Annotated in this window: 15 protein-coding genes and 1 tRNA gene; 12 read left to right on the top strand and 4 right to left on the bottom strand. The window is 62.3% G+C overall.

Annotated elements, in window-relative coordinates:
- The 4 genes from AC1DWF_RS09400 to AC1DWF_RS09385 form a co-directional block, all read left to right on the top strand.
- Window positions 1-1,269, top strand: a 1,269-nt coding sequence (locus AC1DWF_RS09400) for a UDP-glucose dehydrogenase family protein (protein WP_476841625.1), incomplete at its 5' end; no start/stop codon positions are given.
- Complete coding sequence (locus AC1DWF_RS09395) at window positions 1,266-2,345, top strand: glycosyltransferase (protein ID WP_476787504.1); 1,080 nt, start codon at window positions 1,266-1,268, stop codon at window positions 2,343-2,345. The genes AC1DWF_RS09400 and AC1DWF_RS09395, both read left to right, overlap by 4 nt.
- Before the next feature lie 16 nt (window positions 2,346-2,361).
- Window positions 2,362-3,543, top strand: coding sequence for a glycosyltransferase (locus AC1DWF_RS09390; RefSeq protein WP_476784318.1), 1,182 nt, complete (start codon window positions 2,362-2,364; stop codon window positions 3,541-3,543).
- Window positions 3,540-5,000, top strand: a complete 1,461-nt coding sequence (locus AC1DWF_RS09385; protein ID WP_476787503.1) for a lipopolysaccharide biosynthesis protein — start codon at window positions 3,540-3,542, stop codon at window positions 4,998-5,000. The genes AC1DWF_RS09390 and AC1DWF_RS09385 overlap by 4 nt, the downstream gene beginning before the upstream one ends.
- Here the strand turns inward: AC1DWF_RS09385 and AC1DWF_RS09380 are convergent.
- Complete coding sequence (locus tag AC1DWF_RS09380; protein ID WP_476784320.1) at window positions 4,902-6,287, bottom strand: polysaccharide pyruvyl transferase family protein; 1,386 nt, start codon at window positions 6,285-6,287, stop codon at window positions 4,902-4,904. The two genes, AC1DWF_RS09385 and AC1DWF_RS09380, sit on opposite strands and share 99 nt — an antisense overlap.
- Before the next feature lie 170 nt (window positions 6,288-6,457).
- Between AC1DWF_RS09380 and AC1DWF_RS09375 the strand changes: the two genes are divergently transcribed.
- From AC1DWF_RS09375 to AC1DWF_RS09350, 6 genes are all read left to right on the top strand, one after another.
- Entirely contained in the window at window positions 6,458-7,615 is a 1,158-nt protein-coding gene (locus AC1DWF_RS09375; RefSeq protein ID WP_476784321.1) for a glycosyltransferase family protein, read from the top strand.
- A gap of 22 nt (window positions 7,616-7,637) precedes the next feature.
- Complete coding sequence (locus AC1DWF_RS09370) at window positions 7,638-8,624, top strand: glycosyltransferase family 2 protein (protein ID WP_476784322.1); 987 nt, start codon at window positions 7,638-7,640, stop codon at window positions 8,622-8,624.
- Complete coding sequence (locus tag AC1DWF_RS09365; RefSeq protein ID WP_476784323.1) at window positions 8,621-9,547, top strand: glycosyltransferase family 2 protein; 927 nt, start codon at window positions 8,621-8,623, stop codon at window positions 9,545-9,547. The genes AC1DWF_RS09370 and AC1DWF_RS09365 overlap by 4 nt, the downstream gene beginning before the upstream one ends.
- Complete coding sequence (locus tag AC1DWF_RS09360; RefSeq protein ID WP_476787502.1) at window positions 9,537-10,487, top strand: glycosyltransferase family 2 protein; 951 nt, start codon at window positions 9,537-9,539, stop codon at window positions 10,485-10,487. Before AC1DWF_RS09365 ends, AC1DWF_RS09360 begins: the two co-directional genes overlap by 11 nt.
- A 58-nt stretch (window positions 10,488-10,545) precedes the next feature.
- A complete protein-coding gene (locus AC1DWF_RS09355; RefSeq protein WP_476787536.1) occupies window positions 10,546-11,439 on the top strand; it encodes a UTP--glucose-1-phosphate uridylyltransferase in 894 nt (297 codons plus the stop codon).
- Between the two features lie 169 nt (window positions 11,440-11,608).
- Window positions 11,609-14,005 (top strand): polysaccharide biosynthesis tyrosine autokinase, encoded by a 2,397-nt coding sequence (locus AC1DWF_RS09350; RefSeq protein WP_476841624.1) that lies wholly within the window; start codon window positions 11,609-11,611, stop codon window positions 14,003-14,005.
- Window positions 14,006-14,008: 3 nt separating this feature from the next.
- Here AC1DWF_RS09350 and AC1DWF_RS09345 read toward each other — a convergent pair whose 3' ends face one another.
- Window positions 14,009-14,773 (bottom strand): metallophosphoesterase family protein, encoded by a 765-nt coding sequence (locus AC1DWF_RS09345; RefSeq protein WP_476787501.1) that lies wholly within the window; start codon window positions 14,771-14,773, stop codon window positions 14,009-14,011.
- 205 nt (window positions 14,774-14,978) lie between these two features.
- Window positions 14,979-15,055 (bottom strand) — tRNA-Pro (locus AC1DWF_RS09340).
- A gap of 202 nt (window positions 15,056-15,257) precedes the next feature.
- Between AC1DWF_RS09340 and AC1DWF_RS09335 the strand changes: the two genes are divergently transcribed.
- Both AC1DWF_RS09335 and AC1DWF_RS09330 read left to right on the top strand, forming a co-directional pair.
- The gene (locus AC1DWF_RS09335; protein ID WP_476787500.1) at window positions 15,258-16,778 is read left to right on the top strand and encodes a phosphomannomutase/phosphoglucomutase; all 1,521 of its coding nucleotides are present in this window, start codon (window positions 15,258-15,260) and stop codon (window positions 16,776-16,778) included.
- Window positions 16,779-16,787: 9 nt separating this feature from the next.
- Complete coding sequence (locus tag AC1DWF_RS09330; RefSeq protein ID WP_476783962.1) at window positions 16,788-19,028, top strand: mannose-1-phosphate guanylyltransferase/mannose-6-phosphate isomerase; 2,241 nt, start codon at window positions 16,788-16,790, stop codon at window positions 19,026-19,028.
- 31 nt (window positions 19,029-19,059) lie between these two features.
- Here the strand turns inward: AC1DWF_RS09330 and betB are convergent, their stop codons facing one another.
- Window positions 19,060-20,523: a betaine-aldehyde dehydrogenase gene (gene betB, locus AC1DWF_RS09325; protein WP_476787499.1), complete on the bottom strand. Its 1,464-nt coding sequence runs from the start codon at window positions 20,521-20,523 to the stop codon at window positions 19,060-19,062.
- Window positions 20,524-20,536 lie beyond the last annotated feature (13 nt).

The raw sequence follows: 20,536 nt of genomic DNA, 5'->3' as shown, positions 1-20,536 counted from the left end.
GCCAAGGTCGAGCGGCTGAACCAGGGTTTCATCCCGATCTTCGAGCCGGGTCTCGAAGCTTTGGTGCGCGACAACCACGCGGCGGGCCGCATCGTCTTCACCACCGACGCGGCACTCGCCGTCAGGCATGGCGAGATCCAGATGATCGCCGTCGGCACGCCGCAGGGCGAGGACGGCTCGGCCGATCTCAAATATGTGCTGTCGGTCGCCGAAGCGATCGGCCGCGAGATGGCCGGCCCCAAGATCGTCGTGACCAAGTCGACAGTGCCGGTCGGCACCGCCGACAAGGTCCGGGCAAAGATCGCCGAGGTGCTCAAGCAACGCGGCCGCGCGGATCTCACCTTCGATGTGGTCTCCAACCCGGAGTTTTTGAAGGAAGGCTCGGCGGTCGCCGACTGCATGAAGCCTGACCGCATCATCATCGGCACCGGCGACGAGAACTCCGAAATGGTGATGCGCGAGCTCTACGCGCCGTTCAACCGCAACCACGAAAAGATGATCGTGATGGATGTGCGCTCGGCCGAGTTCACCAAATACGCCGCCAACTGCATGCTGGCGACCAAGATCAGCTTCATGAACGAGATGGCCAACCTCGCCGAACTGCTCGGCGCCGACATCGAGGAGGTGCGCAAGGGCATCGGCTCGGACCCGCGCATCGGCTAYCACTTCATCTATCCCGGCCTGGGTTATGGCGGCTCGTGTTTTCCCAAGGACGTGCGYGCGCTGATCCGCACCGCCGACACCATCGGCTTCGAKGCGACGCTGTTGAAGTCGGTCGAAGAGCGCAACAACACGCAAAAAGCCGTACTGTTCGACAAGCTCGCGGCCTATTTCAACGGCGATCTCGCGGGAAAAACCTTTGCCTTGTGGGGGCTCGCCTTCAAGCCCAACACCGACGACATGCGCGAGGCGCCGAGCCGCGTACTGATGGAGGCGCTGTGGGCGGCCGGGGCCAAGGTCCAGGCTTATGATCCCGAGGCGATGCAGGAGGCGCAGACCATCTACGGCCAGCGCGACGACCTTTTGCTCTGCGGCACCAAGGAGGCGGCGCTGCGTGGCGCCGATGCGCTGCTGATCGCCACCGAGTGGAAGAATTTCCGCGCGCCGTCCTTCGAAGTGATCAAGCAGGCGCTTTCGACGCCCGTGATCTTCGACGGCCGCAATCTCTACGACCCGCGCGTGCTCGTCCGCCACGGCATCGACTACATCTCCATCGGGCGCAAGGCTGGCGAGAGGGATGGGCGAGTGGCAAAGGAGCTGGCCGCATGAGGGTTCTTTTTGCCGGAGGCAACGGCTATACGCCCGAATTCAGCGGTGGCGTGCAGTCGAGCACGCATCATCTGGTCGAACAGCTGCGCGCGCATGGCCACGAGGCCTCGGTGCTTGCCGCCCTGTTTGGCGACGGCATGTTCGGCTTCAAGGCCAGGGCCAAGATGAAGCTGCTCGGGCAGCGTGCCGTCATCGACACGTTTCCCGGCTATCCCGTGGTTCGTGCCTGGTTCCCGTGGGAGGCCGCTGACTTCGCCGTGCAAAAGCTGAAACCCGATGTCGCGGTGGTTCAGTGTCACAAGTCGGTTCCGATCGGCAAGGCGCTTGAAGCCCAGGGTATCCCCCTCGTCGTCTATCTCAGGAACGTCGAGTTCCACGAACTGGGCGGTGATCTCAGCGAACTGCGGTCGGCGCAGTACATCGCCAATTCGGAGTTCACCGCGCGCACCTACGGGCAACGGTTCGGCATTGATTCGACGGTCATCCCACCAACGATCAATCCGGCGCACTACAACACGCCCACGACAGGCGAATTCGTCACGCTGATAAACCCCTACGAGGAAAAGGGCTTCGAGCTCGCCGTTCGTATCGCCGGGCGCTGTCCCGACATTCCCTTCCTGTTTGTCGAAAGCTGGAAGCTTGCAGACGATCACCGCGCGCGCGTCGAAGAAATCATCGCACCGCTAGGCAACGTCAGGCTCGAAAGCCGAACCAACGACATGAAGACGGTCTATGGCCGGACCAAGATCCTGCTCGCGCCAAGCAAATGGGAGGAAGCCTGGGGCCGCGTCGCTTCAGAGGCCCATTGTAGCGGTATCCCCGTCGTCGGCTCTCGCCGTGGCGGACTGCCTGAAGCGATCGGCAAGGGTGGCGTCGTCCTCGACTACGATGCACCGCTCGATGTCTGGGTTGGCGCGGTACGCTGCCTGTGGGATGACCGGGCCGAATATGAGCGCTTGTCGGAGGCCGCGCGCGAATTTTCGCACCGTCCCCAGCTCGATCCTGATGCCCAGTTCGCCACCTTCATGGGGGTGCTCGAACGAGCGGCGACAGGCAGCCTCCATCAGGCGGCCTGAGTTGGAGCGCGGATCGATGAAAGTCTGTTTTGTCGTCGACAAGTTCCCCTCGCTTTCCGAGACCTTCGTTCTCGACCAGATCGCGGGATGCCTCGAGCGCGGCATCGAGGTCGGGGTCGTCTGTAATCAGACGACTTTTGGCAAGGAACACAACATTGACGATCCGCGCTGGCGCAACCTACCCGGCGGTGTCGAACAATGGTGGGGCGCGCTCGGTGCACTGCGCCCATCGCTTCGCAAATGGGCAGGCCGGCTCTGGGACAAGTCGTCGACTGCGCTCGACATCGCCTTTGCCGGCAAGCTCGAGAAATACGACGTCATCGTTGCCCATTTCGGCAACAATGGCCTGCGCGTCGCAAGAGCGATGAAGCAGCGGCAAATCACGGCACCTTTGGTGACCATCTTCCACGGCCATGATGTCGGCGCGCCAATGCATGACGGCACGTTGTCGCGTTACGAAGTTGTCTTCCAACAAGGCGCCTTGCAACTGCCGGTCAACGGCTTCTTCCGCGACGCGTTGATAGGGGCAGGTGCCGCCCCCGGCACCGTTGCCGTACACCATATGGGCGTCAACACTGACGAGATCGACTTTCACGCCGGCCGGCAGGGCAACACCGCGCTGGCGCTGATCTCGGTCTGCCGGCTGACCGAGAAGAAGGGCATTGAGTTTGCCTTGCGTGCACTCGCCGAAGTGCAGGCCGTGCGGCCTGACATCGACTGGTCCTACACCATCATCGGTGGCGGCGAACTGCTCGATGAGATGAAACAATTCGCTGCAAGGCTGGGCATATCCGAACGTGTCGCCTTCCTTGGGCCGCGCGCGCATAGCGAGGTCAAGCAGCGCTTGAGCCAGGCGGATGTCTTCGTACTGCCCAGCGTCAAGGCCAGCGACGGCGACCTTGAGGGCATTCCTGTCGCGTTGATGGAGGCGATGGCGGCCGGGCTGACGGTGGTCAGCACATATCATTCGGGAATTCCCGAACTGATCGAGGACGGCAGAACCGGTCTCCTCGCACCCGAGAGGGATGCGGCGGCGCTGGCACAAAAACTGATCTGGATCGCCGAAAACCCCGGCCCCTGCGAGGCGCTCGCCATCGCCGCGCGGCGCAAGGTCGAGGACGATTTCGATTCGACCAGGCTCAACGACGCTTTCGCCGACACGCTGTTCCGCCTTGCCGCGACAAGGGCAGCCGCATGACGGCTCAAGCCCAGCAATTGGGACGCATCGCGCTCAGGGGCGGGGCGCTGACCGCTGCAGCGCAGGCGATCAAGATTGCCATCCAGTTTGTGTCGGTGGTGGTCCTGGCACGGATGCTGGCACCTGAGGACTTTGGCCTTGTCGCCTCGGTCGGGCCGATCATCGCCTTTGTCGGGCTGTTCCAGAATCTTGGCCTCCAGCAGGCGGTGATCCAGCGGCAGGAGATCGACCAGTCGCAACTCAACCAGGTGTTCTGGATTAGCACACTTGCCGGCCTGATCTGCACCATCGTGATTGCAGCACTTTCGCCTGCTGTTTCAGCCTTTTACGGTGATGCCCGCATGACCGGGATCACCCTTGCCGCAGCAACGCCGCTGTTGTTGGGAAGCCTTGCCGCGCTGCCGCTGGCGCTGATGAACCGCAATCTGCAATTCGGTCAACTCGCGATCAACGACGTGGTGACAGCGTTGGCCGGTCTGGTTGCGGCGATCGCCGCTGCCTATGCCGGTCTCGGCTATTGGGCGCTGGTGATCGGGCCGGCCGCTGGCGCGATCGTGACGCTGCTGGGCGCATGGCTCGCCACGCGCTGGAAACCTGATAAACCGAGCCTCAGGGTCGAGCGCGAGATCCTGTCCTTCGGCGCCAATCTTACCGGCTTCAACCTCGTCAATTTCTTCTCGCGCAACCTCGACAACATTCTGATCGGCAAGTTTTCGGGGCCGATTGAGCTCGGCTACTACGATCGCGCCTACAAGCTGCTGTTGTTTCCGCTGCAGAACATCAACCAGCCGCTGTCGCGCCTGATGGTGCCGCTGCTCAGCCGCATCCAGGACGACAAGCCGCGCTTCCGCGAGCTTTATCTTCGGACCAACTGGCTGCTTGCCTTCATCACTGTACCCGGCATCGCGGCATTGACCATCGCTGCCGAGCCAGTCGTTACGATCCTGTTTGGCGAGCGCTGGCTGGCGGTGGCGCCGATTTTCGCCTGGCTCGGCATTGCCGGGCTGATGCAGCCGGTGTCGAGCACGACAGGCTGGATCTTCATCTGCCAGGGCAAGACAGGAACGATGTTCCGCTGGGGTGTCTATTCGGCACTGACGACGGTGTTGTCTTTCGTCGTCGGGCTGAAATGGGGCGCTGTCGGCGTCGCCGCAGCCTATGCCGTCAGCGGCTATGTGCTGCGGCTGCCGGTGCTCGCGGTGATGCTGGGGCGGACCGGGCCTGTCTCGGCGCTCGACTTCATAATGGTTCAGGGGCTGCTGGTCGTTGCTGCAGCCGTCGCCTGGCTGGGCTACGGCTACCTCCCTGCATCGCTGACCGAACAGTCCAATCTCGTTGCCGCGGTGACCGCAGCAGCACTAAGCTACGCGGTTGCGCTCGCCTTCATGGTCGCTGTGCCGCAGTCGCGCCTTGCCCTTGTCGAAGCCTGGAAGACCATCGCCCGCAACGTTCGCTGAAGCGTCTTGGAGCAGCGGTCTGATCAGTTCGGCCGCTGACATCGCCGAGGCGTGTTCTTCGAGCACTGCGGCAAGGGTCGTTTCTCTCAGGCGGTCGAGATTGCCCGCGAAACTCGCCAGCTTCCGGTTGGCCTCCTCCGGCGTCATTGTGTCGATGTCGAGCAGGAGGTCGGCGAGCCCGACCCGCTTGGCAAGCTCCCTGGTCTTGAACTCATAGGCGATGGGCAGCACCGGCGTGCCGACACACAGCGACATGATCATCATGTGCATGCGCGTAGCGACAACGAAATCGAAGCCCTTGACCAATTCCATCAGTTGTTCGGGCGTGTGGAAATCAGCATCGACGCTGACTTGTGCGGCTATGTCAGGCGCCAGTTCGGCAACGATGGCCCGCGCGGTCTTGGAATCGTCATGGGCATATTCCGGCACGCCCTGGCAGGTCGACACGAACGTCACCTGCTTGCCGTGGTCGCGCACGAGCGAGGTCGCGATGTCGCGGATCGAATCCATGTAGCGACGCATGCCGTCGGCGCCCTCGCTGACATAGTTCCAGTGCCGCACCGAGATGCCGACGCGGCCAGTAGGCTGGGGCGGTTGACCGGCGGACAGGAGCCCTTCGATTCGCGCCTTGTCGGCAAGTGCGAACACCGAATCGGCCACGACATGGCACTTGCCGGGATTGTCGACGAGGCCGGCGAGATGGCCGCGCGAACGTTCGTCGCGCAGCAGGATCAGCGTGCTGCGGTCGAAGACCGGCTTCAACTCGCGGCGATTGTAGTCCTTGTCGAACGGTCCGAGCGACTGGGTGAAAAAGACCGGGTCCTTGCCGAAGATGGCATCGATGCGGAACTGGTTGAGGCGGCGCTCGAGATTGTAGTTTTCAACGAGGTAGGTGCCGCCGGTCGTGATGACGAGATCGGCCTGCCGGTACATGTCGAGGCTGCGGCGGTCCTCAGTACCGAACATCGTCTCGTCCAGTGCTGTGCTCTTGCCGTAGTGGCGCAGTGCGCTCAGCGCGAGCCTGTTATAGATCGGCTTGGCGAGGTTCTTCAGCCGGTTGTCGTCATAGGGGTATTTGAAGATCGACTCGGCCAAAAGCTTGCGGATCTCGATGTCTGGATAGGCCTGCCTGGGATAGAGCCGCGACGCGACCTCGGGCTGGCTGTCGAACACCTGAAACTGGATATCGCCGGCATAGGCCGATTTCAGGATATGCCGGATCGCCAGGAGGATCGCAGCGTCGCCGGTGTTCAGGCAGACGGTGTTTTCGACAATGACATTCTTCATGGAACCGCGTCTCCGTGCGCATAGGCCCGCCCACGCGCATCAATACAGATCAAACGGGCTATTTTGCGACGCAACAAAAGTTGAGGCCGAATTGGCCAGTAATTGTTGCGGCGCAGCAAATGCTTCCCTAGCATCGCGGAGCGGTGGGCCAAAACAGCGAGAGTAATCTCATGCTGCATGTGCTGTACCTTGTGCATGACGTATCCGATCCAGCAGTTCGCCGGCGGGTCATCATGCTCAAGGCCGGTGGTGCGCGTCTTGCGTTGGCCGGATTCCGGCGAACTGATGAGCCGGTAAAAGACATTGAGGGCCTTGAGCCAATCGACCTCGGGTACACACGAGACGGTCGGTTTGCGCAGCGAATCGCGGCGGTGGCGAAGGCTTCGGCGGGCATGTCGGGCTCGCTGGGCGCCATGCCGGCTCCAGATCTGATCATCGCCCGCAACCTCGAAATGCTGGCGCTGGCGCAGCGTGCGCGAAGCACGTTCGCCGGTTCGGTGCCGATTGTCTATGAGTGCCTCGATATCCATCGGCTGGTGCTGCGCGAGGACCTTCTGGGCAAAGGCATGCGCGGGGCTGAACGGCTGCTTGGGCGCAACGTCAAGCTGTTGCTGACAAGCTCGCCGGCTTTCGTCAGGCACTATTTCGACAGATACGGCCAGATCGACGCGCCAATTGAGCTGGTGGAAAACAAGCTGCTCGAATTGACGCGCGGCCTGCCATTGGTTCCGAAGGCGCCCGATGGGCCGCCTTGGCGCATTGGCTGGTTCGGCGCACTGCGCTGCCGCAAGTCGCTCGAACTGCTGGCCGACTTCACCCGCAGGATGAAGGGGCAGTTCGAGGTCGTCATGCGCGGTCGGCCGGCACTTTCCGAGTTCCCGGATTTCCATGGTTTTGTCGAATCAGAGCCCTATTTGAGCTTCAAGGGTGCCTATCGAAACCCCGAGGACATGGCCGACATCTACCGGGAGGTCCATTTTTCCTGGGCGATCGACTTCTTCGAGGAAGGCCAGAACTCGAAGTGGCTGCTGCCCAACCGGCTCTATGAAGGCTGCCGCTTCGGCGCCGTGCCGATCGCCATGGCCGACACCGAAACCGCCGGGTTCCTGCAACGGGAGCGGGTCGGGCTGGTACTATCCGAGCCGTCGGTGAGAGCAATGATGGACACGCTCTCGCCAATGACGGCCGAGCGCTACGAGGCCCTGCATCGGGGCGTACTCGCCCGCGATCAAGGGACCTGGAGCTGCGATAGCTCCGATTGTCGCGCGCTGGTGGCAAAGCTCCAGCGCATCGCTGGCCGCGCCGAAATCGGCACCATCGCCGCCTGACATCATACAAACAAGCARAGCAATGCCTGAAAACCCTTCCTGCATCATTATCATTCCGTGCCTCAACGAAGAGCGCCACATTGGTGCCTTGCTCGCCAAGCTTCGGCCAGCTGCGAGGCGGCTTTCCGCGCGGATCATCGTTGCCGACGGCGGCAGCAGCGACGCCACCCGCGCGATTGCTGCCAAGGCTGCGGCGGACGACGCCAATGTCGTGCTGATCGACAATCCGAAGCGTATCCAAAGTGCCGCGATCAACCTCGCGGTCGAGCGCTTCGGCAACGGCGTGCACTATCTGATCCGCATCGACGCGCATGGCGGCTATCCCGACGATTTCTGCGACCGGCTGTTGGAGGAGGCGCGAGAAACCGGTGCTGACTCGGTTGTCGTGTCGATGCTGACCAAGGGCGCGGGTCTGGTGCAGCAGGCGGTGGCCGCCGCGCAGAATTCGAGGCTCGGCACCGGAGGTTCGAAACACAGGCACAGCTCCAGCGGCGCGTGGGTCGATCATGGCCATCACGCGCTGATGCGGGTGAGCGTGTTCCGCAGGCTCGGTGGCTACGACGAGAGTTTCAGCCACAACGAGGACGCCGAACTGGATCACCGCCTGCGGGAGGCCGGCTACCGCATCTGGATGAGCGGCCGCACGCGCATGAACTACTATCCGCGCAATTCGTTGTCCGCCCTCTATCGTCAGTATCTCGGTTATGGCCGGGGCAGGGCGAAGAACGTGCTCAAGCATCGCGTCATTCCCAAGATCAGGCAGATGGTGCCGCTGATGGTGGTGCCTGCAGCTCTGCTCACGGTGTTCACGCCATGGCACTGGGTTTTTGCGGTGCCATTTGTCCAGTGGGCGGCTGTCTGCCTCGGCTATGGGTTGTTTCTGGGGCTTCGCTCGGGCGCGCCCAAACGCGCGCTCGCCGGCGTGTCAGCCATGGTCATGCATTTCGCCTGGTCGCTCGGTTTCTGGCTGCAACTGATCGATGCCGGAACAAAGGGGCGGACCGCATGAATGCCGGCAGCATCGACATCTGTGTCTGCACCTTCAGGCGCAGGGAACTCGCTGAAACGCTACGCTCGCTGGCAGCCATGGAATTGCCGGAGGGTTACCGGATCGGCATCATCGTCGCCGACAATGACGAGGTGCCTAGCGCATCGCAACTCGTGGCCGATCTTGCGCGGGAACTGCCGCTGCCGATCCGCTACGTTCACAGCCCGGCACGCAACATCTCGATTGCCCGCAACGCCTGCCTCGACGCCAGTGTCGCCGATTTTGTCGCCTTCATCGACGATGACGAGACGGCCACAGGTTCGTGGCTGAAAAGGCTTGTCGAAACAGCGCAAGCGACAAGCGCCGACGTGGTGCTTGGCCCGGTCAAGGCGCGTTACGGGGCAGGGGCGCCAGGCTGGATGCAGGTCGGCGATTTTCATTCGACCTTTCCGGTCTTCGTCCAGGGCGAAATCCGCACCGGCTACACCTGCAATGCCTTGCTCAGGATGAAATCCCCAAGCATCGCCGGCCGCCGGTTCTCCCTGGCGCGCGGCCAGTCGGGTGGCGAGGATACCGAGTTCTTCGACCAAGCTTTCGGAGCCGGCGGCCGCATAGCCTACGCTGCCGAGGCCTGGGTGGAAGAGCCGGTACCTCAGGGGCGCGCCTCGTTCGGCTGGCTCACCAAGCGGCGTTTCCGCGTCGGCCAGACCCATGGCCGGCTGCTCGGTTCGAAGCGCCCAGGAATGCGGTTGGCCGGCGAACTGGCCCGGGCGTCGGCCAAGGCCTCCTATTGCTTCGCTGCCGCCGGAATCGCCGTGTTCCGGCCGGTCAGCCGCAACCGAAGCCTGCTCAGGGGCGTCATGCATTTGGGCGTTCTGAGCGGGCTGGTCGGCGTTCGAGAACTGCGCCTCTATGGCAGCGGAGGGGGGCAGGATGCAGCCTGACGTCAGCTTCGTCATCGCCGCCTACAACGCCGAAGCGACGCTCGGCCGCGCCATTGACAGCGCGTTGGCGCAACGCGGCGTCACGGTCGAGGTGATCGTCGTTGACGATTGCTCGTCGGACGCCACACTGGCACTTGCCCGATCCTATGCCGATCAGCGGGTGCGGGTACTGGCATTGGAGGCAAATTGCGGCCCCGGCGGCGCGCGCAATGCCGGCCTGAATGCTGCACGGGGCCGTTGGGTTTCGATCCTCGATTCCGACGATGCAGTGCGGCCCGATCGTCTCGCGGCAATGATATCCCGCGCCGAGCGAAGTGGCGCGCGGATGGCCGTCGACAACATCGAAGTGATTCGAGAAGACGGAACGCAACCGGAGGTGATGTTCCCGCAGGAATATCTCGAAAACTTCGCGGAATTGTCGTTGGCTGACTTCATCGGCGGCAATGTGGTCTTCGAAACGACGTTCAATTTTGGTTACATGAAGCCGATATTCATGGCTGAGTATCTCCGCGAACATGGCCTTCGCTACGACGAAGACCTGCGCATTGGCGAGGACTATATCCTGCTTGCCAGCGCGCTTGCCAAGGGCGGGCGTTGCGCCGTCGAACCCGCTGTAGGCTATGCCTATCATGTCCGCAGCGGTTCAATCTCAAGGGTTCTGGAGCTGCATCACGTCGAAGCGATGCAGCGCGCCGATGCGGCCTTTGAGGCGTCCAATCGGCTCGATCCCCAGGCGAGAAAAGCGTTCACGCGACGTGCCCGCAGCCTCAGGCAGGCTGCCACATTCCTGTCATTGGTGGAGCACATCAAGCAGCGATCGCCGCTCAAGGCGATGAGAACCGCTTTGGGGGACCCGGCGGCGGTTCGCCATTTGCGGATGCCGATAGCGGTCCGGCTGCGCCGGGTTGCCCGGCAGTTCGCATACCGGGCAGGCAAGTAAGGCTTCTGCCTTGCCCGGCCAATACGAGGAAACTGAAATGAGTGAGAGGATTGGCACGATGAAGAAAGTCAGGAAAGCGGTGATACCTGTGGCGGGTCTCGGCACGCGGTTCTTGCCCGCGACCAAATCCATGCCGAAGGAAATGCTGCCGGTGGTCGACAGGCCCGTGGTGCAGTACGCCGTCGACGAGGCATTGGAGGCCGGCATCGAGCACATCGTCTTCGTCACTGGCCGCAACAAGGCGGTCATCGAGGATTATTTCGACCTTCACCCGGAGTTGGTCGGCACGCTCGAGCAGGCCGGCAAGGTGGATCAACTCAGGTCGCTGGAGAGCCTACTTCCGGTTCCTGGTGCCACCAGCTTTACCCGCCAGCAGGCACCGCACGGCCTCGGCCACGCCGTCTGGTGTGCCCGTGACATCATCGGCGACGAGCCATTCGCACTCCTGCTTCCCGACATGGTGTCGTTCGGCCGTCGCGGCTGCCTCGCCGAAATCATGGAACTGCACGAGGAGACCAGCGGCAACGTCATTGCCGTCGAGCAGTGCGATCCCAACGAAACCAACAAATATGGCATCGTCGGCAAGGGGGCTGAAATCGGCACCGGTTTCGAGGTGACCGCGATGGTGGAGAAGCCGGCCCCGGCGGCCGCGCCGTCCAACTTTTACATCAACGGCCGCTACATCCTGCAGCCTGAGATTTTCAACCTCCTCGGCACCCAGAAGCGCGGTGCCGGTGGCGAAATCCAGCTGACCGACGCGATGGTTCGCCTTGCCGCAAGCCAGGCCTTCTTCGCCCGGCCTTTCAGTGGCCGTATGTTCGATTGCGGTTCGAAGGAGGGCTTCATCCAGGCCAATGTCGCGTTTGCGCTGAAGCGGGCAGATATCCGTGGCTCCGTGCTTGATGCCATCCGCGAGATGGTCGCCGAGCACGATCACGTCGCGGCAGCCTGACGACAAAACGCTGTCGGGACGAGTGAAACCACTTGTCTCCGACGGCGTTTCGACAGTGCCTGTCATGAAGCGTGCCTTGTGGGCACAGCACTTGCGTAGCTGAATTCAGCTTCGCGCCAGAGCCTTTCGAGCGGCGGCGACCGCCGCTCAGGCAAGAACTGGAACGCAGATGAACTACGCCAGCTACCCTTTCAACAACCGCAATCCTGCGCCTCGGGAGGACGCACGGGAAGGAAGCGACTTCATCGACCTTGAACGCCTGCTGGCCATGGCAAAGCGCCAGGCCAAGGTGGTGGGCATCGGCGCTGTTGTCGGCCTGCTGCTCGGGTTGATCTATCTTCAGACGACGCCGCCGACCTTCACCGCCAGCACCAGCGTGCTGATCGACGAGGGCATGAACAAGATGGTCGACGAGGTTTCGGCGACGCCTGTTAACATGCAGACCGATGCGGCGATCCTCTCCCAGATCGAGATCATCAAATCGGCGCGTCTGGCATCGGTTGTTGTCGACAAGCAGAAGCTCGAACAGAATCCCGATTTCATGCAGCCGCCGAAATCGCTTTTGTCGACATTGGTCGGTTACGCCAGGGGTTTCCTGCAGATATTCCGCTCCAGCCCCGAGATTGCCGCCGGCAGTGGCGACCTGACAGAGGCGCAGCGCCAGGCGATGGCCGATGCGGCTCGCAAGCAGCAGGCGGTGGCGATGCTGCAGGCCAACATCATGGCCGAGCGCTCCGGCCGCAGTTACGTCATCTCCATGGGCTACCGTTCGCACGACCCGCAGCTGGCGGCTGATATCACCAGGGCTTACGCCGATGCCTTTGTCGCCGATCAGCTGGATGCCAGTTTCGACGCCACCGAAAGGGCCGCCGTCTGGCTCCAGGGCAGGCTCGGGGAACTGCGCACGAGCTCGCAGAAGGCAGCACTCGAGGTCGAAAAGTTCCGCGCCGAAAATGGTCTCGCCGCGGCACGTGGCGAAACCATTGCCGAACAGCAACTTTCCGATCTCAACGCCCAACTGATCCTCGCCCAGGCCGATACGGCGAAGGCGCGGGCGCGCTATGAACAATATCGCACCATCGTTGAAAGCGGCCCCGAGGCTGCCGTCAGCAATTCGACCCTGTCGGCCGACGAGGCCGGCAATCCGCTGATTTCGGAACTCAAGAAGCGCTATTCCAGCGTCTCCAAGCGCGAGCAGGAGATCTCGACAGGCTTTGGTCCCAATCACCCACAGGCTGTAGCCCTGCGCAAGGAACAGGGCGACCTGTCCAACCAGATCCTGCGTGAACTTAGCCAGCTATCGGAGACCTATCGCAACGCATATGAGGTGGCGCAGTCGCGCGAGACAGCACTGCGCAATAGTGTCTCGGAAGCCACCGGCCAGAATTCCAGCGCCAATCAGGCGCAGGTGCGCCTGCGCGAATTGCAGCAGCAGGCAACCGCGCTCAGCACGCTCTACCAGACATTCCTGTCGCGCTATGAGGAAGCCTCGCAGCAGAGTTCGTTCCCCATCGCCAAGGTGCGGGTGATTTCGGAAGCGACGACGCCGCGCAGCCCATCGAGCCCGCGAACGTCGATGGTGTTCGGCTTGGCGCTCGTGCTTGGTATCGTCATGGGTGCAGCCTTCGGCGCGCTCAACGAATTCAATGAGCGCTTCTTCCGCACCGCCGAAGACGTGCGCGAGCGGCTGGGTGTCAAATTCCTCGGTTATCTGCCGCTGCTCGGCTCGAACGACGACAAGAAGGAGGAGGCCAAGGACAAGACAGCCCAGAAGGGCGCGACGCCTCCGCCGCCGCTGGCACGCGCCTCGGAGGCTGCTAGGCGCCGGGCGAAAATGCGTATTGCCGTAGATGCTCCGGCCTCGATGTTCGCCGAGACGCTGCGCAGCACCAAGATCGCCAGTGACGTCGTGCTTCAGGATCTCGGCTGCAAGGTGATTGGCGTGATCTCGATGCTGCCGGGCGRGGGCAAGTCGACGGTTGCCGCCAATCTCGCCGGTTTGCTCGCCAGCAACGGCGCCAAGACGCTTTTGATCGACGCCGACCTGCGCAATCCCGGCCTCAGCCGCAGCTTGGGCATCGATGCCGATCAGGGGCTGGTCGAAGCCGTGGTCAACGACAAGGGCTGGCAATCGGTGGTCAAGGTTGACCGCCAGACCAAGATGGCGATCGTGCCGGCTGTGGTGCGTGGCCGCTTCTCGCACACCAGCGAACTGCTTTCGTCCGCCGGCATGCGGCGTTTCATCGAAGATGCCAAGGCGACGTTCGAATACATTATCGTCGATCTGCCGCCACTCGGCCCGGTTGTCGATGCCAAGGCGTTCGCGCCGCTCGCCGACGGTTTCGTGCTGGTCGCTGAGTGGGGTGCGACGCCGCGCCCGCTGGTCCGTTCGGCACTCAATGCCGAACCCCAGATCGCCAACAAGATCCTTGGGCTGGTGCTCAACAAGGTCGACCTGAAGAAGCTGCCGCGTTACGGCGCTTATGGCAGCTCGGAGCAGTTCCTAGACAGATATTCGACCTACTATGTCGACAAGAGCGAGGCGAAGGTGAAGGTCGCTTCCTGAGGCTCAGGAAAACAGCAGCCGTCCCTGGTTGCCCGCAATCCGCACTGCCGTCAGGCGCCCGCTTTTGAAAGCGCCTGTGTCGATGCCAAGCCTGCGACCGTCGATGCGTGGGTGGTCGACCGGCGTATGGCCATGTACCACCCAGCGGTCGAGCCGCCGCGAGGACTCGAAGAACTCGTCGCGAATGTAGAGCAGGTCGTGATCTTCCTGTTCGAGCAGTGGCACGCCAGGCCGGATGCCGGCATGCACGAACACGAACCGTTCCGAATAGGCCATGATCGGCAGACCACGCAGGAACTGGATATGCTCGGGCGGGATGCTGGCGCGGATGTAGTCGTCGAGTCTGTCGCCGCTGCCGTAGAGATCGGCCAGATGTTCGGCATCGATGTCATAGGAAAACAAGGTGGATCGCGCGCCCGTTACCAGCCAGCGTTCGAGCGACAGCCCGCCGTCGAGATAATCAAGCATCTGCGTCTCGTGATTGCCGGCAAGGCAGATACGCTCGAAGCCGGCCGGGGGTGCGCCCAGAAGATGGTCGAGCACCCTGGCAGAATCCGGGCCGCGGTCGACGTAGTCGCCCAGCATCACGATCAGTTTCCGTCCGGGCAACTCAGTGGCATCGGCGACGATCTTGTCTTCGAGCGCGCGTAGTTGACTGAAGCAGCCATGGACGTCGCCAATCGCGTAAACGACCGTATCGGTGAGGTCGATCTCAACGCGCTGGCGCCTTGCCTTCCGATCCTGCGAGCGAAAATTCAGAAAGCTCACCAGACTATTCCTTCAAGTGCCAATTGAGTGTCGTCCTGGCCTCGGCCCAACTATTTCTTTGATGGCTGCAAGGAATGGCCGTACCTCTTTTGGCACGGCTGCTGCGCGCTCGATGTCGAGCCGTCAGGAGCCTCAACGCGCCAACTCTTGGCGTGCACGTTAATCTAGGAGGAAGACTTTCGGGAAAACAAGTCGTTGTTTTTACTGGTCGGAGTGGCAGGATTTGAACCTGCGACCCCATCGTCCCGAACGATGTGCGCTACCAGGCTGCGCTACACTCCGTGACCAGTGGGCGGGCTTATAGCTGCCGCTTTTGCTTCCTGCAAGCGGCAAAGGTTTAGCTGGTGCGATTTTTCGCAAGTGAGTTATCTTGTTGAGCTTTTAAGCCTTTGTGCTGCCGCTGGGGTAGGGGACAGCGTCTCAATCTTGCGGTATTCGGTCCCAAAGAGAATCTATGCGCAGATTTGCGTGCTGGAGTGCAGTCGTGAACATCAAGCCCGTTGCTCAAGCAACCCCCAACACCTTCGAGTTCGAGACTCTTGCGCTGGTCAAGCCGACCGGTTTTCGCGAATACGATGCGCGCTGGTGGTTCGGTCATCCGAACTCGACCAAGGAGCCGGAACTCAACCTGATCGGCGTGCAGGCGCTCGGCATGGGCATTGGGACCTTGATTCGACGTCTCGGTGCGGGGCCTGACATCGTCGTCGGCCATGACTTCCGCTCCTATTCGATGTCGATCAAGCTGGCGCTGGTGTCGGGCCTGATGGCCGCCGGCGCACGCGTCAAGGATGTCGGGTTGGCGTTGTCGCCGATGGCCTATTTTGCGCAGTTTGAGCTCGATACGGCTTCGGTGGCGATGGTCACGGCCTCGCACAACGAAAATGGCTGGACCGGCGTGAAGATGGGCGCGGCGCGTCCGCTGACCTTTGGGCCCGACGAGATGTCGGCACTGCGGGACATTGTGCTCAATGGCGACTTTGAATTGATCGGCAGCGGTTCCTATGAATTCGTGCCGGATTTCCGCAAGACCTATCTCGACGATCTGGTGGCGGGCAAACGCATCGGCCGCAAGTTGAAGGTGGTTGCCGCCTGCGGTAACGGCACGGCTGGCGCGTTCGCGCCCGAAGCACTTGAGCGCATCGGTTGCGAGGTCATTCCGCTCGATGTCGAGCTCGACCACACCTTCCCGCGCTACAATCCGAACCCCGAGGACATGCAGATGCTGCATGCCATCCGCGACAAGGTTCTGGAAACCGGCGCTGACGTCGGCTTGGGCTTCGACGGCGACGGCGACCGTTGCGGCGTCGTCGACAATGAGGGCAACGAGATCTTCGCCGACAAGGTCGGCGTGATGCTGGCGCGCGATATTTCGGCGCTCTATCCGAACTCCACCTTCGTTGTCGATGTGAAGTCGACCGGCCTGTTCAACACCGACACGGTGCTTGCTGCGAACGGCGCGAAGACGGACTACTGGAAGACCGGCCACTCCTATCTCAAGCGCCGGGTCGCCGAACTGGGCGCGATCGCCGGCTTCGAGAAATCAGGCCATTTCTTCTTCAATCCGCCGATCGGGCGCGGTTATGACGACGGTATTGTCACGGCGATTGCCGTTTGCCAGATGCTCGACCGCAACCCTGGCAAGTCGATGGCCGATCTCTATCGCGCGCTGCCGTTGACCTTTGGCACACCGACCATGTCGCCGCATTGCGACGATGAGCTGAAATATGGTGTCGTCGACAAGGTGGTCGCCGACTTCGAGGCCATGAAGCGAAATGACGAAACCTTTGCCGGCCAGAAGATCGTCGATCTGATCACCGTCAATGGTGTGCGCGTGGTGGCGGAAGATGGTACCTGGGGGCTGGTGCGGGCGTCTTCGAACAAGCCGGAACTGGTGGTTGTGGTGGAAAGCCCCGTTTCATCGGAGCGGCGGCGCGAGATGTTCGAGGGCGTCGATGCGGTGTTGAGGCGCAACACGTCGGTCGGCGCCTACAACCAGACATTTTGAGGGGCTGATATGGCTGAACGGATCGTCAGTTTTGTCATGAGCGGCGGCGTTGGCTCGCGCCTGTGGCCGCTGTCGCGCGAAGACAATCCCAAGCAGTTCCACGACCTCTCCGGCGACGGCTCGATGCTGGTCAAGACGCTGAAGCGCCTGGCTGCGCGCGACGAGGGCGAGACGCCGATCTATCTGATTGCCTCGGAACGTCACGCGGCGCGCGTCCGTGCCGATCTGGCGGCAATTGATCTTTCCGGCGGCGGCGCGATCTTCGAGCCGACGGGGCGAAACACGGCAGCAGCAGTAGCAATCGCGGCATTGCAGACGCTCAAGGCTTATGGCGACGGCATCGTTTTGGTGGTGCCATCTGACCATGAGATTTCCACCCAGCGCCAGTTCTGGGACACGGTCGAGCGCGGCGTATCAGCTGCCAATGCGGGGCGCCTTGTCGTGTTCGGCATCAAGCCGGCGACGCCCGAGACCGGTTACGGCTATATCGAGGTCGGCGGCGAAAGCGACGGCGTTGCAGATGTCACCCGCTTCGTCGAAAAGCCGGATTTGGCCACAGCCGAGGGATATCTAGCGGCAGGCAATTTCTTCTGGAACGCCGGTATTTTCCTGTTCAAGGCGAGCGCGATGCGCGACGCCTTCCTCAAGCATCAGCCGGAAATCTGGCAAGGTGCCGAAGCGGCGTTCAAGGCGGCGACCAGCGACCTGTCCGGCATTTACATGCCGCTGGAGCTCTATTCCGGGATCCCCTCGATTTCGATCGACTATGCGATCATGGAACGCACCAGCGGTATCGCCATGGTGCCGGCGAGCTTCCGCTGGAACGATCTCGGTTCGTGGCAGTCGCTGCTTGATGTCAGTCCCTCCGACAAGGACGGTAACGTGATTGTCGGCGACGTCGTCGCGATCGACTGCGAGAACTCGTATCTCCGCGGCGAAGGCAGGTTGTTGTCGGCGATCGGGCTGAAAGGCGTAGCCATTGTCTCGACTTCGGACGCGACATTCGTCGCACCGGTCAGCCATAGCCAAAACGTCAAGAAGATCGTCGAGCAGCTCGAAAAGAGCGGCCGGCTGGAGACCAAGTTCACGCCAGCGCATGGCCGCGTCTTGGCGAATGGCGCTTGGCGTCGGCGGGTACAGCACTGGCTGCTGGAAGAAACGCTGCCGCTGTGGTCGACCGCAGGCGTCGACGATCATTTCGGTGGTTTCCACGAGGCGCTCGGTTTCGATGGGCGGCCGCTTGCCAAGCCCAAGCGCATGCGCACCATGGCGCGCCAAGTCTACGCCTTTTCAGTCGCCAAGCAGCGTGGCTGGGGCGGCGGGGCCGATGCGTTGATCGATCACGGCATCCGCTTCATGGCGGACAAGGGGCGCACCGAGCGCGGTGGCTGGGTGCGTACGCTGAACCCCGACGGCAGTGTCGCCGATCCGCTCGAAGATGCCTACGATCATGCCTGTGTTCTGCTGGCGCTTGCCCATGCCCATCGCTCCGGCAACAAGGAGGCGCTGGGCCTCGCGACCGAGACATTCGCCTTCCTCGACCAGCATCTCGAAGACGAGAGACTAACCGGCTTCCTCGAAAGCCCTGACGGAGAAGGTGTGCGGCGATCCAACCCGCATATGCATCTGCTCGAAGCGTTCCTGGCTTGGCACGCGGTAACAGGCGACCGTGCCTATCTGCGCCGCGCGGCTCGTATCATCGATCTGTTCCGTAGTCATTTCTTCGAGGTCGACAGCTGGACATTGGGCGAGTTCTTCGACCGCGACTGGCATCCAGCACCCAGCGAGAAGGGGCAATGGACCGAGCCAGGGCATCATTTCGAATGGGCGTCGCTGCTGGTCGATTTCGCCGACAAGAGCGGCCAGAAGGATCTGGTCGCGTACGGACGTAAGCTTTATGCCTCGGCCATCGCCAATGGTCTCAACCGCGCGACGGGGCTGGCTTATGGGGCGGTGTCGCGGCAGGGGCTGCCGCTCGACAACATCTCGCGCAGTTGGCCACAGACCGAGGCGATCAAGGCAGCAGTCGCGCTCGACGGCACCGGAGGTCCCGACCTCAAGCCTGAGATCGAGGCGCGTGTTGGCCGCCTGTTCCGCTGGCACATCGACCCGGCACCTCAGGGGCTGTGGATCGACCAGATCGACGAGCGCGGCCGCTCGCTCGCCAAGGAAGTTCCTGCCAGCATCTTCTACCATTTGGTGACAGCGCTGACGCAGTATCTCGACAAGACCGAAGAGTTTGCCAGCTAAGCCAGTCGGCGACTGGCTTAGCTGTGGGCCCCTAGTACGGGCTCGCCACATCGCCGGTCTCGACATAGACCGACTTGAGCTGGGAGTAATGCTGGAGGGCGGCGAGCGAGTTTTCACGGCCGATGCCGGATTGCTTGAAGCCGCCGAACGGGATTTCCACCGGCGTCAGATTGTAGGTGTTGATCCAGCAGGTGCCGGCCTGGAGTTCGGCGATCACGCGATGGGCGCGGGGCAAGTCCCTGGTGAAGACACCGGCGGCAAGCCCGAATTCGGTGTCGTTGGCGCGCTGAATGACCTCGTCCTCGCTGTCGAACGACAGCACGCTCATCACCGGCCCGAAAATCTCTTCGCGGGCGATGCGCATATTGTCCGTGACGCCGGTGAAGACAGTAGGCTCGACGAAGAACCCGCCCTCAAAACCCTGCAGCGAAGGCACGCCGCCACCGGCCTGCAGCGCCGCACCCTCTGCCTTGCCGATAGCGATGTAGTCGGTGACCTTGTCGTGCTGCGACTTGTTGACGAGCGGACCCATCTGGGTGTCAGGGTCGAGCGGGTCGCCGATGCGAATGGTCTTGGTGCGCTCGACGAGCCGCTCGACGAAGCGGTCGTGAAGGTCCTTCTGGACGAAAACGCGGGTGCCGTTGGAGCAGACCTGACCGCTTGAATAGAAATTGCCGAGCATGGCACCGCCAATGGCGTTTTCGAGGTCGGCGTCGTCGAAGACGATGATCGGCGACTTGCCGCCCAGTTCCATCGTCGCGTGCTTCATATGCGAGCCGGCCAGCGCCAGGACCTTCTTGCCTGTCGGCACCGAACCGGTGAGCGAAATCTTGTCGACGGCTTGGTGCGAGGCGAGTGCCGCGCCGACATCGCCATAGCCCTGGACGACATTGAACAGTCCGTCGGGCAGGCCTGCTTCCGAATAGACCTCGGCGAGAGCCAATGCCGAGAGCGGAGTGTTTTCAGACGGCTTGAACACCATGGCGTTGCCCATGGCGAGCGCGGGCGCCGACTTCCAGCCGGCAACCTGGATCGGATAGTTCCATGCGCCGATGCCGACGCAAACACCAAGCGCCTGGCGCTTGGTGTAGGCGAAAGGCCCGCCAAGATCGACATACTCGCCATTGAAGGCCGCGATCGCGCCGGCGAAATATTCGAGGCAGTCGGCGGCGGACGCGGCGTCAGCTACCAGCGTTTCCTGTATCGGCTTGCCGGTATCGAGCGTTTCCAGCCTCGACAGCTTGGCATTGCGCGACCGCAGGATATCGGCGGCCCGGCGCAGGATGCGGCCGCGCTCCACCGGCTTCAGCCGCGCCCAGGCCGGCTGTGCAGCGCGTGCCGCCTCGACGGCGAGCTCAACGATGTTGGCGGTGGCCGAGTGCAGTGAGGCAATGATTTCGCCGGTCGCTGGGTAGATGACAGGGATCGCCGTGCCGCGCTCATCGTCGACGAAGCGGCCGTTTATATAGTGCGAGGCTTTTGGTTGGGCGCGCATCGTGTGCTCCAGT

This window comes from Aminobacter sp. P4_D5 (genome assembly GCF_056401815.1).
Note: the sequence above shows the minus strand (reverse complement) of the source record. Positions and strands in the feature narration are given on the sequence as shown.

Bases quoted from the DNA above. Each gene is read 5' to 3' on its own strand.
- AC1DWF_RS09395 (WP_476787504.1), top strand. From the start codon at position 1,266: ATGAGGGTTCTTTTTGCCGGAGGCAACGGCTATACGCCCGAATTCAGC.
- AC1DWF_RS09390 (WP_476784318.1), top strand. From the start codon at position 2,362: ATGAAAGTCTGTTTTGTCGTCGACAAGTTCCCCTCGCTTTCCGAGACC.
- AC1DWF_RS09385 (WP_476787503.1), top strand. From the start codon at position 3,540: ATGACGGCTCAAGCCCAGCAATTGGGACGCATCGCGCTCAGGGGCGGG.
- AC1DWF_RS09380 (WP_476784320.1), bottom strand. From the start codon at position 6,287: ATGAAGAATGTCATTGTCGAAAACACCGTCTGCCTGAACACCGGCGAC.
- AC1DWF_RS09375 (WP_476784321.1), top strand. From the start codon at position 6,458: ATGCTGCATGTGCTGTACCTTGTGCATGACGTATCCGATCCAGCAGTT.
- AC1DWF_RS09370 (WP_476784322.1), top strand. From the start codon at position 7,638: ATGCCTGAAAACCCTTCCTGCATCATTATCATTCCGTGCCTCAACGAA.
- AC1DWF_RS09365 (WP_476784323.1), top strand. From the start codon at position 8,621: ATGAATGCCGGCAGCATCGACATCTGTGTCTGCACCTTCAGGCGCAGG.
- AC1DWF_RS09360 (WP_476787502.1), top strand. From the start codon at position 9,537: ATGCAGCCTGACGTCAGCTTCGTCATCGCCGCCTACAACGCCGAAGCG.
- AC1DWF_RS09355 (WP_476787536.1), top strand. From the start codon at position 10,546: ATGAAGAAAGTCAGGAAAGCGGTGATACCTGTGGCGGGTCTCGGCACG.
- AC1DWF_RS09330 (WP_476783962.1), top strand. From the start codon at position 16,788: ATGGCTGAACGGATCGTCAGTTTTGTCATGAGCGGCGGCGTTGGCTCG.
- betB (WP_476787499.1), bottom strand. From the start codon at position 20,523: ATGCGCGCCCAACCAAAAGCCTCGCACTATATAAACGGCCGCTTCGTC.